Origin of the sequence: Streptomyces sp. (assembly GCF_036566765.1) — a bacterium.
Taxonomy (GTDB): Bacteria; Actinomycetota; Actinomycetes; order Streptomycetales; family Streptomycetaceae; genus Streptomyces.
On record NZ_DATCVQ010000563.1, the window covers coordinates 1 to 15,709 of the forward strand.

13 protein-coding genes are annotated in these 15,709 nt (G+C 71.4%); 8 read left to right on the forward strand and 5 right to left on the reverse strand.

Translation table 11 applies throughout. The annotated features are described in order from the left end of the window. Positions 1 to 57: 57 nt before the first annotated feature. The gene (locus tag VIU94_RS32625) at positions 58 to 489 is read left to right on the forward strand and encodes a hypothetical protein (RefSeq protein ID WP_331917029.1); all 432 of its coding nucleotides are present in this window, start codon (positions 58 to 60) and stop codon (positions 487 to 489) included. A gap of 69 nt (positions 490 to 558) precedes the next feature. Here the strand turns inward: VIU94_RS32625 and hemE are convergent, their stop codons facing one another. Continuing rightward, the gene (gene hemE, locus VIU94_RS32630; RefSeq protein ID WP_331917031.1) at positions 559 to 1,632 is read right to left on the reverse strand and encodes a uroporphyrinogen decarboxylase; all 1,074 of its coding nucleotides are present in this window, start codon (positions 1,630 to 1,632) and stop codon (positions 559 to 561) included. Between the two features lie 91 nt (positions 1,633 to 1,723). Between hemE and VIU94_RS32635 the strand changes: the two genes are divergently transcribed. The 3 genes from VIU94_RS32635 to VIU94_RS32645 all read left to right on the forward strand — a co-directional run bounded on the left by VIU94_RS32635 (position 1,724) and on the right by VIU94_RS32645 (position 4,731). Further along, positions 1,724 to 2,413 carry a DUF3000 domain-containing protein gene (locus tag VIU94_RS32635; RefSeq protein WP_331917033.1) on the forward strand — a complete coding sequence of 230 codons (690 nt, stop codon included), beginning with the start codon at positions 1,724 to 1,726 and terminating at the stop codon, positions 2,411 to 2,413. A gap of 294 nt (positions 2,414 to 2,707) precedes the next feature. Continuing rightward, positions 2,708 to 3,370 (forward strand): LuxR C-terminal-related transcriptional regulator, encoded by a 663-nt coding sequence (locus VIU94_RS32640; protein ID WP_331917035.1) that lies wholly within the window; start codon positions 2,708 to 2,710, stop codon positions 3,368 to 3,370. Positions 3,371 to 3,447: 77 nt separating this feature from the next. Next, a complete protein-coding gene (locus VIU94_RS32645; protein WP_331917037.1) occupies positions 3,448 to 4,731 on the forward strand; it encodes an HRDC domain-containing protein in 1,284 nt (427 codons plus the stop codon). Between the two features lie 40 nt (positions 4,732 to 4,771). Here VIU94_RS32645 and VIU94_RS32650 read toward each other — a convergent pair whose 3' ends face one another. Further along, positions 4,772 to 5,899, reverse strand: coding sequence for an alpha/beta fold hydrolase (locus tag VIU94_RS32650; protein WP_331917039.1), 1,128 nt, complete (start codon positions 5,897 to 5,899; stop codon positions 4,772 to 4,774). Between the two features lie 307 nt (positions 5,900 to 6,206). Here VIU94_RS32650 and VIU94_RS32655 point away from each other — a divergent pair, with 307 nt between their 5' ends. From VIU94_RS32655 to VIU94_RS32665, 3 genes are all read left to right on the forward strand, one after another. Next, a complete protein-coding gene (locus VIU94_RS32655; protein WP_331917041.1) occupies positions 6,207 to 7,421 on the forward strand; it encodes a thiolase family protein in 1,215 nt (404 codons plus the stop codon). Next, positions 7,418 to 9,547 (forward strand): 3-hydroxyacyl-CoA dehydrogenase NAD-binding domain-containing protein, encoded by a 2,130-nt coding sequence (locus tag VIU94_RS32660; RefSeq protein ID WP_331917043.1) that lies wholly within the window; start codon positions 7,418 to 7,420, stop codon positions 9,545 to 9,547. Before VIU94_RS32655 ends, VIU94_RS32660 begins: the two co-directional genes overlap by 4 nt. A 225-nt stretch (positions 9,548 to 9,772) precedes the next feature. After that, positions 9,773 to 10,858, forward strand: coding sequence for an LCP family protein (locus VIU94_RS32665; RefSeq protein WP_331917045.1), 1,086 nt, complete (start codon positions 9,773 to 9,775; stop codon positions 10,856 to 10,858). A gap of 74 nt (positions 10,859 to 10,932) precedes the next feature. On the opposite strand, the gene VIU94_RS32670 is transcribed toward VIU94_RS32665, so the two are convergent. Further along, positions 10,933 to 12,111 carry a PLL family lectin gene (locus VIU94_RS32670; protein WP_331917047.1) on the reverse strand — a complete coding sequence of 393 codons (1,179 nt, stop codon included), beginning with the start codon at positions 12,109 to 12,111 and terminating at the stop codon, positions 10,933 to 10,935. A gap of 59 nt (positions 12,112 to 12,170) precedes the next feature. On the opposite strand from VIU94_RS32670, the gene VIU94_RS32675 reads away from it, so the two are divergent. Beyond that, positions 12,171 to 12,566 (forward strand): NTP pyrophosphohydrolase, encoded by a 396-nt coding sequence (locus VIU94_RS32675; protein WP_331917049.1) that lies wholly within the window; start codon positions 12,171 to 12,173, stop codon positions 12,564 to 12,566. 10 nt (positions 12,567 to 12,576) lie between these two features. Here VIU94_RS32675 and VIU94_RS32680 read toward each other — a convergent pair whose 3' ends face one another. Beyond that, positions 12,577 to 14,055 carry an amino acid permease gene (locus VIU94_RS32680; protein ID WP_331917053.1) on the reverse strand — a complete coding sequence of 493 codons (1,479 nt, stop codon included), beginning with the start codon at positions 14,053 to 14,055 and terminating at the stop codon, positions 12,577 to 12,579. A 192-nt stretch (positions 14,056 to 14,247) separates the two neighbouring features. Next, positions 14,248 to 15,709, reverse strand: a 1,462-nt coding sequence (locus VIU94_RS32685; protein WP_331917051.1) for a 1-deoxy-D-xylulose-5-phosphate synthase N-terminal domain-containing protein, incomplete at its 5' end; no start/stop codon positions are given.

The window sequence follows — 15,709 nt, forward strand, 5'->3', positions numbered from 1 at the left end:
GACCACATCGTCCAGTGACGGTTTGCGAGCGAATTTGCACCGTGCGTCACTGATCGCATGATCCGACACACCGTGCGAGCGCTCTGCGCCGCCTCCCTCGTGATAGCCCCGCTCGCCCTGAGCACCCCCGCCCACGCCGCGGTCACGTGCACGGTCAACGGCATAGCCGTCTCCGGCACGACCGTCAACGGCACATCGGGCAGCGACTTCATCCGCTGCGGCGGACTCGCCCCGACGGACTCGGTCAACGGCCTGGGCGGCAACGACTTCATCCTCGTCACCGGCGCCGTCGGCGGGATCGTGAGCGGCGGCGCCGGCAGCGACTACGTCCAGGCCGACGCCGGGACCACCGGGTCCGGCCAGGTCCTCGGCAACGCCGACGGCGACTACCTCAGCGTCGGCCCGAACGCCGGCAGCACCAACGGCGGCACCGGGCTCGACTTCTGCCGGGTCGCCTCCGGCAACCCGCCCGTCAACTGCGAGTTCTGACCCCGCGACGACCCCCGCAGCGATGCGCCGCCGGTCCCCGGCGGCGCATCGCTGCGTGCGCGGTCGCGGTCAGACGGCCGTCCGCGTGTGCACGTACTCCACCAGGCGCGTCAGCGCGTCGGGGTCGGTCGTCGGCAGCACGCCGTGACCGAGGTTGAAGATGTGGCCTTCGAGCCCGCTCGCGGCGGCCAGGACCTCGTCCGTCTTGGCCTGCACGGCCTCCGGCGTGGAGAACAGCACGGCGGGGTCCAGGTTGCCCTGGAGGGCCTTGCCCGGGCCGACACGGCGGGCGGCCTCGTCCATCGGGACGCGCCAGTCGACGCCGACGACGTCCGCGCCCGCCTCGCCCATGAGGCCGAGCAGCTCGCCGGTGCCCACGCCGAAGTGGATGCGCGGCACGCCGTACGAGGCGACCGCGTCGAAGACCTTCGTGGAGGCGGGCATCACCGAGCGCCGGTAGTCGGCCGGGGCGAGCGCGCCCACCCAGGAGTCGAAGAGCTGCACGGCGGAGGCGCCGGCCTCGATCTGCACCTTGAGGAAGGCCGAGGTGATCTCGGCGAGCCGGTCGAGCAGGTCGGCCCACAGCTGCGGGTCGCCGTACATGAGCGCCTTGGTGTGCTCGTGGTTGCGGGACGGGCCGCCCTCCACGAGGTAGCTCGCGAGGGTGAAAGGCGCGCCCGCGAATCCGATCAGCGGGGTCGAGCCGAGCTCCCCGGTGAGCATGCCGATGGCCTCGGTGACGTACGAGACGTCCTCGGGGGTCAGGTCGCGCAGCCGGGCCAGGTCTTCGCGGCGGCGGATCGGGTCGGCGACGACCGGGCCGACGCCCGGCTTGATGTCGAGGTCGATGCCGATGGCCTTGAGCGGGACGACGATGTCGCTGAAGTAGATCGCGGCGTCCACCTTGTGGCGGCGCACCGGCTGCAGCGTGATCTCGGTGACCAGCTCGGGCCGCATGCACGACTCGAGCATGGGGATGCCCTCGCGGACCTTCAGGTACTCGGGCAGCGAACGCCCGGCCTGCCGCATGAACCAGACCGGGGTGTGCGGCACGGGCTCCCGGCGGCACGCCTTCAGGAAGGCCGATTCACTGACGGCGTCTGTCTTCGTCTGCTGGCCCGAGGGGCTTGCGTTGGCACTCACGCCCAGAATCTTCGCATGTGCGGGGAAGCCGCCCGCGCGGGCCGGGTGTCCCTCCCTGCGCGCGAGCCCCGTTCCGCCTACTCTTCCCCGCATGGCTGCGGCTCAGGGACATTCTTCCGATCATTCCGACGGCACCGACGGGACAGGCGAGACAGGGCGGGAACCCGTGCCGGCCGCCTTCCGGCGGGCGGTCGACGCCTTGCGTTCGGCACGGCTGCGGCCGGAGCTCGAGATCGACCCGACCCGCCCGCCGCAGCGCCTGGCGCCGTTCGCGTACGCATTGGAGGCGGCGGTCGTCGCGGGCGACGAGGACCTGGCGGACGGCCGTCTGGTACTGCTGCACGACCCGGCCGGGCACGAGGCATGGCAGGGGAACTTCCGGCTCGTGACGTTGGTACGGGCGGAGCTGGAGCCGGAGATGGCGGCCGACCCGCTGTTGCCGGAGGTCTGCTGGTCCTGGTTGACCGGGGCCCTGGAGGCGCGCGGCCTCGGGTACGGGGAGGCCAGCGGGACCGTCACGCAGGCCGGGTCGCACTACTTCGGCGGCCTCGCGGACCGGCGGCCGGCCAGTCAGATCGAGATCCGCGCCTCGTGGACCCCGCGCGAGGGCCTTGGCGGCGCGCCGGACACGGCGTCGCATCTGGCGGCGTGGTGCGACCTGCTGTGCCAGATCGCCGGGCTGCCGCCGGCGGGGCAGGGCGGCGCGGAGAGCGGAGCGGGCACGACGTCGGGCGCGGGCGTGGTGTCGCTGCCGCAGCGACGGGGGCCGCAGCAGGTATGACCGGCGACTTTCGCTGCGCGGGTACGGGAGCGCTCCCGTACGGGCGCGGCACCGGTCCGGGGCCGGGTCACCGCTGCTCGGGGACCCTGGCCGGTCGCGGTCCGGGACCCGGGTCACTCGTAGGATGATCGATCACGTGTCCGAATTGCACCAAATGTTACTCACCAAATCGTGATCTTTCTCTAAAGGCGGGCGGCCGAGCTGCCGAAGAGGTCAGTGACCCCTCACGCAGGAGTCCACCCCCCGGCTTCTTCCCCGAGCCGGCTCCGTCCCGCACTCCCCCCAGGAGGCCTGGTGTCCGTTCTCCTCGAGCAGCCCGCAAGCCTGGTCGCCTACCGCCCGAACAAGCCGACGGCCATGGTCGTCGTGGCCGACCCGCGCGTCCGTTCCACCGTCACCCGCCACCTGTGGGCGCTCGGCGTGCGCGACGTCATCGAGGCGTCGTCCATCGCGGAGGCCCGTCCCCGCGTCGGCAACCCGCGCGACATCTGCGTGGCCGACGTCCACCTGCCCGACGGTTCCGGGCTCACCCTGCTGTCCGAGACCCGCGCCGCGGGCTGGCCCAACGGCCTGGCCCTCTCCGCGGCCGACGACATCGGCGCCGTCCGCAACGCCCTCGCCGGCGGTGTGAAGGGCTACGTGGTCACCGGAACCCGTACCAACATCGGCCACCCCACCCGCCCAGGCACCGCCCCCATCGGCGCCGCGGCGGCCCGTATGCACCGCCGCCCCCCGGGCGCCCCGAGCCACCCGGGCGGCTACCGCGAGCTCTCCGGCCGTGAGGTCGAGGTGCTCCGGCTGGTCGCGGAGGGCCAGTCCAACAAGGCCATCGGCGTCTCGATGGGCCTGTCCGCGCTGACCGTGAAGAGCCACCTCGCCCGCATCGCGCGCAAGCTCGGCACGGGCGATCGCGCCGGCATGGTCGCCGTCGCACTGCGCACCGGCATCATCCACTGACGCCCGCCCCGGCAGCCGCGCCCGTCGACGGAACGTTCCGTCGACGGGCGGCGTCCGTTCACGGATACCCTTGACTGGTGACCGACGCCCAAGAGACCGCAGCAGACACCGCACTGCGCACCACCGGGGGCGGCCCCCCGGACGACGATGTCCCTGCGAACGGGCTGCCGACCCCCCTTCTGGAGCCCCGTGAGGGCATTCCACCGGTGGTGGAGACGGACGACGCCCTGCGCGAGGTCATCGCCGCCTTCGCGGCCGGCCGCGGCCCGGTGGCCGTGGACGCCGAGCGGGCGTCCGGCTACCGCTACGGGCAGCGCGCCTATCTCGTGCAGATCCGGCGCGAGGGCGCCGGCACCGCGCTGATCGACCCCGTCGGCTGCCCGGACCTGTCCGGGCTCGGCGAGGCGCTGGACGGCGTCGAGTGGATCCTGCACGCCGCCACCCAGGACCTGCCCTGCCTGCGCGAGATAGGCATGGTCCCGTCCACGCTGTTCGACACCGAGCTGGCCGGCCGGCTCGCGGGCTTCCCGCGGGTCGGGCTCGGCGCGATGGTCGAGAGCGTGCTGGGCTACGCGCTGGAGAAGGGCCACTCCGCGGTGGACTGGTCCACCCGCCCGCTGCCCGAGCCCTGGCTCCGGTACGCCGCGCTGGACGTCGAGCTGCTCGTCGACCTGCGTGACGCGCTGGAGAAGGAGCTGGACCGGCAGGGCAAGCTGGACTGGGCCCACCAGGAGTTCGACGCGATCGCCTCGGCCCCGCCCGCTCCGCCCCGCAAGGACCCGTGGCGCCGCACCTCCGGCATGCACAAGGTCCGCCGCCGCCGGCAGATGGCCGTGGTGCGCGAGCTGTGGGAGGCCCGGGACGCGGTGGCGCAGCGACGGGACGTCTCGCCGGGCAAGGTGCTGAGCGACGCGGCGATCGTCGAGGCGGCCCTCGCGGTGCCGGTGAACGTGGCGGCGCTGACCGCGCTGCCCGGCTTCGGGCACCGGATGGGGCGGCGGCAGCTGGAGCAGTGGCAGGCGGCGGTGGACCGGGCGAAGGCCCTCCCCGACGCGCAGCTCCCCCAGCCCGGCCAGCCGCTCGCGGGCCCGCCCCCGCCGCGCGCCTGGGCGGACAAGGACCCGGCGGCCGCGGCCCGGCTCTCGGCGGCGCGCGCCGCGGTGTCGGCGCTCGCGGAGGAGCTGAACCTCCCCCAGGAGAACCTGATCACCCCGGACACGGTCCGCCGGGTCTGCTGGGAGCCCCCGACCCCGGGCGCCCCGGACGCGGTCGCGGCGGCGCTGAGCGGATACGGCGCCCGCCCGTGGCAGGTGGAACTGGTGACCCCGTTGCTCGTGAAGGCGCTGACAGCGAGCGCGTAGTCCTGCAGGAAGAGCCCCCGGCGCCGGGGGCTTTTCCTTCCTACGCGGGGCTGAGGTTGCCGTCGGTGTCCATGTTGAAGACGCCGTGGGTCTTGCCGTCGACCTTGAGGTGCTTCAGCCAGTGCTTCGAGAGATTGTGGAAGTTCTTGTGCTGCGTCTCCCACACCACCGTGTGGCCCGCGCAGGCCAGCTTGACCATGAGCTTGTGGTCGCCGTCGATGGCGTCGTAGAGCGCGGGGACCGAGAAGTTGAGCTCCGGGTCGGGGCCGGGCGGTGATGTGTTCACGGTGGCGTCGTGCTCCCCGTACACGATCAGGACGGGCACGCTTCCGCCGAGGACACCGCCCTGCTTCGCCGTCGTCTTGTTCCAGCCCCACCGGACGAAGTTCCGGATCCGGTTGAGGCCCTCCGGCGGTCCCCAGGTCCTGCCTACCGGTTCACTCTCCATCACCGCGGCCCACGCCTTCTCGACGATGCCGAGTTCGCGCTGACCATCGCAGCCCAGTTCCCTGTTCCACGCCTGCTCCAAACCCCACCTCGTGCCCAGGAACATCGGGAAGCCGGGCTGCGGCAGCGTGCTCGGTGGGGTCGACGTGCCGTCGGGCGGGAAGACCGGCGCCAGCAGGAACAGACTCTCCACCTTGGTGGGGTTGTTCACCGCGTACGGCCCCATCGTGAGCGCCCCAGCGGAGTAGCCGACGAACGCGACCTTGTCCACGTTGCGCGTTTTGCGGATGTACTCCACGACGGTGTGCAGCTCGTCCCGGTCGCTGTTCGAGTTGTTCAGCTGGAACTTGTAGTTCGCCGGGCCGGGGATGAATCCCGGCGGCCTCGGCGTCAGGAGGTTCTGGTTGGCGGGGCTGGCATTGCGGGGGTCGTCCATCTTGGGACGTGGCGACCGTCCGGAGCCCTGGAGGTCCATCATGAAGACGTCGTAGCCGGCCTTGGCCAGGTGCTCCGCCCAGCTGTAGGACGTGTGCTGGAGATCGAAGGCCGCAAGCGTCGGAACGCTCCGGCCGTGCAGCATGAGAACGGCCTTGCGCTCCGGGAGGAGCCCCAGGGGCGTGCCGTCCCGCTCCCGCACGAAGAGCTTGACGAGGACGTCCTTGTTCGCGGGGACGGTGGACTTGTGGGGGACCTCGTGATCCGTGGTGATGATCGACGCCATGGGAATCCCTTTCCGTGCGCTCGGTCCGGGGGCCTCGCGCCCCGGTTGTGCCAGCCTCGGTCCGATGTGCGCCCGGCGCGCACGGCACGGCCGCCGGTCTGGGCCCATCGGGTTGCAGAACCCTCCAATCAGACGGGCGCACGGAGGGGGCGCACACATTCGGGTGTGGTGCGCGGGGTGTGACCTTCGCCGCTCCGGCCCAGGGGGCTGGGCAGCCTGGTTACCCGCAAGTAGCATGGGGGTAGCAAGCGCGCGCTTAGTTCGCGTGCCGCAGCAGTGCCATCCCGCACCCTGGAGGAGAGCCATCGTGCCTCGTACCGTCAGGGACGTCGTCTTCGTCGACGGCGTCCGCACCCCGTTCGGCAAGGCGGGCCCGAAGGGCATCTACCACGAGACCCGCGCCGACGATCTCGTCGTGAAGGCCATCCGGGAGCTGCTGCGACGCAACCCGGACCTCGACCCCGCGAAGATCGACGAGGTCGCCATCGCCGCGACCACGCAGATCGGTGACCAGGGTCTGACCCTCGGCCGCACCGCCGGCATTCTCGCCGGGCTGCCGCAGTCGGTCCCGGGCTACTCGATCGACCGCATGTGCGCCGGCGCCCTCACGGCCGTGACGAGCGTCGCCGGCTCCATCGCCTTCGGCGCGTACGACGCCGTCATCGCCGGTGGCGTCGAGCACATGGGCCGTCACCCCATGGGCGAGGGCGTCGACCCGAACCCGCGCTTCGTGTCGGAGAAGCTCGTCGACGAGTCCGCCCTGTTCATGGGCATGACCGCCGAGAACCTGCACGACCGCTACCCGAGCATCACCAAGCAGCGCGCCGACGAGTACGCCGTGCGCTCGCAGGAGAAGGCCGCCAAGGCGTACGCCGACGGCAAGATCCAGCAGGACCTGGTGCCGATCTCGGTCCGCCGCACCGACGCCTCCACCGGCGAGACCGGCTGGGGCCTGGTCACCGCCGACGAGCCGATGCGCCCGGGCACCACCCTGGAGTCGCTGGCGAACCTGAAGACGCCGTTCCGCGTCCACGGCAACGTCACCGCCGGTAACGCCGCCGGTCTCAACGACGGCGCCACCGCCTCGATCATCGCCTCCGAGGACTTCGCCCGCGAGAACAACCTCCCGGTGAAGATGCGCCTCGTCTCGTACGCCTTCGCCGGCGTCGAGCCCGAGGTCATGGGCTACGGCCCGATCCCGGCGACCGAGAAGGCCCTCGCCAAGGCCGGTCTGTCCATCGAGGACATCGACCTCTTCGAGATCAACGAGGCCTTCGCGGTCCAGGTTCTCGCCTTCCTGGAGCACTACGGCATCGCCGACGACGACGCCCGCGTCAACCAGTACGGCGGCGCCATCGCCTACGGTCACCCGCTCGCCTCCTCCGGCGTCCGTCTCATGACGCAGCTGGCCCGCCAGTTCGAGGAGAACCCGCAGGTCCGTTACGGCCTCAACACCATGTGCGTCGGCTTCGGCATGGGCGCCACGGTCATCTGGGAAAACCCCCACTGGGAGGGCAAGTGAGCACCACCGCCGAGCTTCTGAAGGGCGCCGCCGAGCTCTTCCCGGACGAGGTCGTCACCAGCGCCCACGTACGGCACTTCGAACTGCCCGCGGGTGCGGGCCGGTTCGCGCTGATCACGCTGGACAACGGCTTCGACCACACCAAGCCGACCACCTTCGGTCCGCAGTCCCTGGCGAACCTCAACACCGCGATCGACCAGGTCGAGGCCGAGGCCACGAACGGTGAGATCGTCGGCGTCGGCGTCACCGGCAAGCCGTTCATCTTCGCCGTCGGCGCGGACCTCAAGGGCGTCGAGCTGCTCAAGCAGCACTCCGACGCGCTCGCCATCGGCAAGGGCGGCCACGACGTCTTCAAGCGTCTGTCCGCGCTGTCCGTGCCCACCTTCGCGTACTACAACGGCGCGGCGATGGGCGGCGGCGTCGAGGTCGGCCTGCACTGCACCTACCGCACCGTGTCGAAGGCGCTGCCCGCCTTCTCGCTGCCCGAGGTCTTCCTCGGCCTGGTGCCCGGCTGGGGAGGCTGCACGATCCTGCCGAACCTGATCGGCGCCGAGAAGGCCGTCCAGGTCATCATCGAGAACTCGCTGAACCAGAACCGTCAGCTCAAGGGCAAGCAGGTCTTCGAGCTCGGCATCGCCGACGCGCTCTTCGAGGGCGCGGACTTCCTGGAGCAGTCGCTGATCTGGACGGCCTCCGTCCTGAACGGCACCGTGACGGTGGAGCGTCCGGAGATCGACCGCGGCGAGGGCTGGGACCAGGCCGTCGCCAAGGGCCGGTTCGTCGCCGACTCCAAGGTGCACGGCGCGGCCCCGGCCGCGTACCGCGCCCTGGACATCATCGCGGCGTCCAAGGACGGCGACCTGCAGAAGGGCTTCGACGCCGAGGACCAGGCCCTCGCGGACCTGATCATGGGCGGCGAGCTGCGTGCCGGCATCTACGCCTTCAACCTGGTGCAGAAGCGCGCCAAGCGCCCGGCCGGCGCCCCGGACAAGTCGCTGGCGCGTCCGGTCACCAAGGTCGGCGTCGTCGGCGCGGGCCTGATGGCCTCGCAGCTGGCGCTGCTCTTCCTGCGCCGCCTGGAGGTGCCGGTCGTGCTGACCGACATCGACCAGGAGCGCGTCGACAAGGGCGTGGGCTACGTCCACGGCGAGATCGAGAAGCTGCTCGGCAAGGGCCGCATCAACCAGGACAAGGCCAACCGCCTGAAGGGCCTGGTCTCCGGTGTCCTGGACAAGGCGGCGGGCTTCGCGGACGCGGACTTCATCATCGAGGCCGTGTTCGAGGAGATGTCCGTCAAGCAGAAGGTGTTCGCGGAGGTCGAGGCGGTCGCCCCGGCGCACGCGATCCTCGCCACCAACACCTCCTCGCTGTCGGTCAGCGAGATGGCCTCGAAGCTCCAGCACCCGGAGCGCGTGGTCGGCTTCCACTTCTTCAACCCGGTCGCGATCCTCCCGCTCCTGGAGATCGTGCGCGGCGAGAAGACGGACGACGCCTCGCTGGCGACGGCCTTCGGTGTCGCGAAGAAGCTGAAGAAGACCGCGGTCCTCACCAAGGACGCCCCGGCGTTCGTCGTGAACCGCATCCTGACCCGCTTCATGGGCGAGATCCAGAACGTCATCGACGAGGGCACCTCGGTCGAGACGGCCGAGAAGGCCGTCGAGCCGCTCGGTCTGCCGATGTCGCCGCTGGTGCTCCTGGAGCTCGTCGGCCCGGCGATCGGTCTGCACGTCTCCGAGACCCTGAACCGCGCCTTCCCGGAGCGCTTCACGGTCTCCCCGAACCTGGCTGCCGTCGTCAAGGCCGGCAAGCGCGGCTTCTACAAGTACGACTCTGGCCGTCCGGAGCTGGACCCCGAGGTCGCCGCTCTCCTGGTGCAGGGCGACTCCGTCCTGACGGAGGAGCAGGTCCGCGACCGCGTCCTGGACGCGGTGGCGCAGGAGATCGGCCTGATGCTGGAGGAGGGCGTCGTCGCCGAGGCCCAGGACATCGACCTGTGCCTCATCACCGGCGCCGGCTGGCCCTTCCACCTGGGCGGCATCACGCCGTACCTGGACCGCGAGGGCGTCTCCGAGCGCGTGAACGGCAAGCCGTTCCTGGCACGGGGCGTGGCGAGCATCCCGGCGTAAGGCCGCGAGCGCACGCGTGAAGCCGGTGGCCCGCACACCCGAGGGTGTGCGGGCCACCGGCCTTTTCATGGGATCAGCGCAGGAGGTCAGTTCTCGGGGTCGTACCCCCGTATGAGGCTCTGCCTATACTGCACGATCTACAGGAGCCTGCGGATCCTGAGCCCCGGGGGGGTACAGGGTTCCCCGACGCCCCATCGGGCCATCAGATTCGAGGACTCACGCACCATGAGCCAGGACATACGCACGCCTGAAACCCGGAGCGCCCGCGGGGACTCCGCGTCCCGCGGACGTGCGCGCAAGCCGCGGCGGACCGGGCGGATCGTCCTGCTGGTGCTGCTCGTGCTGGTGCTCGCGGCCGGGGGCGGGCTGTACTGGATGTACAGCAGCCTCGACAGCAACATCAAGGGCGTCGACCTCGACAAGGCGCTCGGTGACAACCGGCCGCAGAAGCTTCCGACCCGCGGGCAGAACCTGCTGGTGCTCGGCTCCGACTCGCGGGCCGGGGCCAACGGGGAGCTGGCCGGAGGGAACGTCAGCGGGGCCCGTTCGGACACCGCGCTCGTCGTGCACATCCCCGAGGGCCGCACGCAGGCCACGGCCGTCAGCATCCCGCGCGACACCCTGGTCACCCGGCCCGAGTGCGCGAAGTCCGACGGCGAGGCCGTGCCCTCCGCGAAGCGGGTCATGTTCAACTCCGTGTACGCGCAGCACGGTCCGGCCTGCGTGGTGAAGACCGTCGAGGCCATGTCCGGGGTCCGGCTCGACCACTACCTGGAGATCGACTTCGCCGGGTTCAAGGACCTGGTCGACGCCATCGGCGGCGTCACCGTCGACGTGAAGCAGCCGATCAAGGACGGCGCGAGCGGCCTCGACCTTCAGGCCGGCCCGCAGAAGCTCGACGGCACCCAGTCGCTCGCGTACGTGCGCACCCGGCACGGCATCGGCGACGGCAGCGACCTCGGCCGCATCGGCCTCCAGCAGCAGTTCCTGACAGCCCTGCTGAGCGAGGTCAAGAAGCAGGACCTGCTGGGCAGTCCGACCAAGAGCTACAAGATCGCCAGCTCGGCGACGAAGGCGCTCACCACCGACTCCTCGCTCGCTTCCCTCAAGGCGCTGAGCGAGTTCGCCCGGAGCATGAACGGCGTCGACCCGCAGAACATGGAGACGATCATGCTGCCGGTCGCGTACGACAAGAAGGACCCCAACCGCGTCGTCTCCGCCGAGCCCAACGCCACGCAGCTGTGGAAGGCCATCCGGGAGGACGCGGAGATCCCCGCCTCCGCGAAGAAGTCCCCTGCCACGGGCGGCTGATCGGACCCGCCACACGCACGAGGCCCCGGAACTCCTGGAGTTCCGGGGCCTCGTAGGTTCGTCCGTCGTACGCGTCAGACGCGCGCCCACTCCTCGAGCGCCAGGCCCGACTCGTCCTTCTGGCGCGTCACCAGCAGCTCGCCGTCCTCGCCGACCGCCGCGAGGACGATCCGGCCGCGGCCGTCGAGCGCGAGCGCCGGGGCGCCCGTGACGGCGGGGCCGGTCGCGGTCCAGGTGAGGCCGGCGTCCTCCTGCTCCGTCGGGTACGCGGCCAGGGCGATGCGGCCCGAGGCGTCGCGCTGGGCCAGCAGCGTGCAGTCGACGCCGTCGACCGGGGTGCGCAGCAGGGCGACCGGGCCGGTGCCCGACGCGCCGCCGAGCGAGCGCGGGCCGGCGCCCGGGCGCCAGGCCAGGACCTCGCCGGAGTGGGCGTCGCGCCAGTAGCGCGTCACGGTGTCGGAGCCGGTGCGCAGCGCGGTGAAGGTGCCGTCGGCGACCGCGGCGGTCAGGTCCTCGTCGAGCCGGGGGAACACCGCGCCCGCCGCGTCCTGGCTCCAGCGCAGCACATGCTCGGCGCTCGGCGCGAACACGTCGACGAGGCCCGCCTCGTTGGCGGTGGCGGCGACCTCGCCGGTGACGTCGCTGCCCTTCAGGTCGGCCCACTTGGGCTGCCAGCGCACCGGGTTCTGGCTGCGCGCGCTGACGCCGCCGCCCGCGTTGCGCAGGAACACGTGCAGCGACCCGGCCGCGTCGACGAAGGTGACCGGCACGCCCATCTCGGCGGCGAAGTGCTTGACCCGGGGCACCGTGTACGGGCTGGCCAGCGGGTGCCAGTCGCGCAACGGGCGACCGGTCTGGTACTGGACGCCGTACACGACGTCCACGTCGAGCAGCCCGTCCGCGCCCGGCAGGCGGCGCAGGCCGGTGAGGAACACGTAGCCCTCAGAGCTCTGCACGATCGAGAGATAGGGCACCAGTCCGGGCGCCGCCAGCACGTCGGGGGCGCCCCACCGCGGTCCGCCGGGCTCGGTCTCGGTCCAGCGCAGGACGCCGCCGTCGACGGGGACGTACGCGGTGAGCCGGCCGTCCTTGCCGCGGAGCAGCCAGTTCACGGTGGCCGGGAGCGAGGTCTCCGTCGGGACCCCGGCCTTCAGGTTCGCGGAGCGCGCGTCGACGGCGCCTCCCGGCACGGAGCCGGAGCGCTTCTGCTCGGATTTGCGCCCCTGTGACCTGCGCGCGGACCACACCGCCATGGTCTGCCGACCACCTTCCCTGACTGCCTTGAAATCCTGGCGACAATAACATTGGCGGCATGCGCGAGCCGATCCGCCCCATGATCGTCGTCGACGGCGCGAACGTCGTCGGTTCCGTTCCCGACGGCTGGTGGCGGGACCGGCGCGGCGCGGCCGAGCGGCTGCGCGACCGGCTCGCCGGCCATACGGCCGAGGGCTTCCCCGAACTGCCCGGTCCGCTGGAGCTGGTGCTCGTCGTGGAGGGCGCGGCGCGCGGCGTGGAGTCGGTGCCGGGGGTACGGGTGGAGTCCGCGACGGGCAGCGGCGACGACCTGATCGTGGAGCTGGCGGCGCTGGCGGCCCGGGAAACGGACGGCCGACCGTGCGTCGTGGTCACGGCCGACCGGGAGCTGCGGGAGCGGGTGGAACGGCACGGCGCGCGGTGCGTGGGCCCGCGCGCCGTACGAGATCGGTGACGGACAGGCCCTAGTACACCGCGTCCTCGCCCAGCTTGCCCAGCCGGCTGTGGCCTCGGCCGTACAGGAAGTACACGACGATGCCGATGAGCATCCACACGCCGAAGCGGAGCCAGGTCTCGCCCGGCAGGTTCAGCATCAGCCAGAGCGACGCGGCGATGGAGACGATCGGCAGCGCCGGCACCCACGGGGTGCGGAAGGCGCGGTGCAGGTCGGGGCGGGTGCGGCGGAGCACGATCACGCCGGCGGCGACCATCACGAAGGCGAACAGGGTGCCGATGTTCACCAGCGTCGCCAGCTCGTTGATGCTGGTGAAGCCGGCCACGATGGCGATGATCACGCCGAGCAGGATGGTCGGCCGGTACGGGGTCTTGAACTTCGGGTGCGTGACGGAGAAGAACCGCGGCAGCAGCCCGTCACGGCTCATCGCGAAGAACACCCGGGTCTGGCCGAGCAGCAGGATCAGACAGACGGTGGTCAGGCCGATCGCGGCGCCGAAGCTGATCACGCCCGCGTAGAAGGGGTGCCCGACGGATTTGAACGCGTCGGCGAGCGGGGCGCTGACGGACAGTTTCGTGTAGTGCTGCATGCCGGTGACGACGAGGGCGACGGCCACGTACAGCACGGTGCAGATGAGGAGCGAGCCGAGGATGCCGCGGGGCATGTCGCGCTGCGGCAGCTTGGTCTCCTCGGCGGCGGTGGCCACCACGTCGAAGCCGATGAAGGCGAAGAAGACGATGGAGGCGGCGGTGAAGATGCCCATCACGCCGAAGTTGGTGGGCTCGTACCCGAAGATCAGCTGGACCATCGGGGAGTCCTCCCAGCCGGCCCCGCCCGGCGGGGTCACCGCGTCCGGGATGAACGGCTTGTAGTTGTCGCCCACGATGAAGAACAGGCCCGCGATGATCACGATCATCACGACTGTGACCTTGATCGCGACGACCAGCGCGGTGATCCGGGCGGACAGCTTCATGCCGAGGACGAGAACCACGGTGATCACCAGGACCAGCAGGAAGGCCAGGATGTCGAAGCTGCCGCCCGGCGCGTCCGGTCCTTGCAGCGAGGCCGGCAGCGTCCAGTCCACGTTGTCCATCAGGGACCGCACGTAGCCGGACCAGCCGACCGCGACCACCGCCGTGCCCAGCGCGAACTCGAGGACCAGGTCCCAGCCGATGATCCAGGCCGGCAGCTCGCCGATGGAGGCGTACGCGAAGGTGTACGCCGACCCGGCCACCGGGACCGTGGAGGCGAACTCCGCGTAGCACAGGGCCGCCAGCGCGCAGACGATGCCGGCGGCGACGAAGGCCAGCGCGGTGGCGGGTCCGGCGTTCTCCTTGGCCACCTTGCCGGTGAGCACGAAGATGCCGGTGCCGATGATGACGCCGACGCCGAAGACCGTCAGATCCCAGGCGGACAGGGATTTCTTGAGTGCGTGCTCGGGCTCTTCGGTGTCTCTGATCGACTGCTCGACCGTCTTGGTCCGGAACAGTGACTGGTTCCCGTTCGACTGCTGGTCCACGCTCACCGGCGTACCTCCGTACCCATGGCCGTATGCCCATGATCGAGACAGGACCGGGGCCGCGCGCGCCGAAGGACGCCGATTCACACGAATGGGCCGGTACGGACCACCCGAAGATGGTCCGACCGGCCCAATGCGCGGTACGGCACTGCCGTCGCAGGATCAGTCGCGCGCGGGCTCCGCGGCGGGGGTCTCGGCGTTGTCCTCGTACCGGCCGTCGAGCCGCGAGACGAGCCCGGTCACCTGGCGGGCGATGTCCGGGGCGGTCAGCCCGATCTCGGCCAGCACCTCGGCGCGCGAGGCGTGGTCGAGGAAGCGCGGCGGGATGCCGAAGTCGCGCAGCGGCACGTCCACGCCCGCGTCGCGCAGGGCCTGGGCGACGGCCGAGCCGACGCCGCCGACGCGGCTGTTGTCCTCGACGGTGACGACGACCCGGTGGCCCTCGGCCAGCGGGGCGAGGGCCTCGTCGACCGGCTTGACCCAGCGGGGGTCGACGACGGTGGTGGAGATGCCCTGCTTGTCGAGGAGATCGGCGATCTCCAGGCACATCGGCGCGAGCGCGCCGACGGAGACCAGCAGCACGTCCGGCGTGTCGCTGCCGGGCTCGCGGAGCACGTCCATGCCGCCGACGCGGCGCACGGCCGGGACGGCCGGGCCGACGGCGCCCTTGGAGAAGCGGACGACGGTGGGGGCGTCGGTGACCTCGACGGCCTCGCGCAGCTGGGCGCGGACCTGCTCGGCGTCGCGCGGGGCGGCGAGCCGCAGGCCGGGCACGACCTGGAGGATCGACATGTCCCACATGCCGTTGTGCGACGCGCCGTCAGTACCGGTGACGCCGGCCCGGTCGAGGACGAAGGTGACGCCGCACTTGTGCAGCGCCACGTCCATCAGGACCTGGTCGAAGGCGCGGTTGAGGAAGGTCGCGTAGACCGCGAAGACGGGGTGCAGGCCGCCGGTGGCGAGGCCGGCCGCGGAGACCGCGGCGTGCTGCTCGGCGATGCCGACGTCGTACACCCGCTCCGGGAAGGCCTTGGCGAACCTGTCCAGGCCGACCGGCTGGAGCATCGCGGCGGTGATCGCGACGATGTCCTCGCGCTCCTTGCCGAGCTCGACCATCTCGTCGGCGAAGACGCCGGTCCAGTCGGCGCCGGACGAGGAGATCGGCAGCCCGGAGTCCGGGTGGATCTTGCCGACGGCGTGGAAGCGGTCGGCCTCGTCGGCGAGCGCGGGCTGGTAGCCGCGGCCCTTCTGGGTGATGCAGTGGACGATGACGGGGCCGCCGAAGCGCTTGGCGCGGGTGAGCGCGGACTCCAGGGCCTCGATGTCGTGGCCGTCGATCGGGCCGACGTACTTCAGGCCGAGGTCCTCGAACATGCCCTGCGGGGCGATGAAGTCCTTCAGGCCCTTCTTGGCGCCGTGCAGGGTCTCGTAGAGCGGCTTCCCGACGACCGGGGTGCGCTCCAGGATGTCCTTGCCGCGGGCGAGGAAGCGTTCGTAGCCGTCGGTGGTGCGCAGGGTCGCCAGGTGGTTGGCGAGGCCGCCGATGGTCGGGGCGTAGGAGCGCTCGTTGTCGTTGACGACGATGACGAGCGGGCGGTCCTTGGCGGCGGCGATGTTGTTCAGC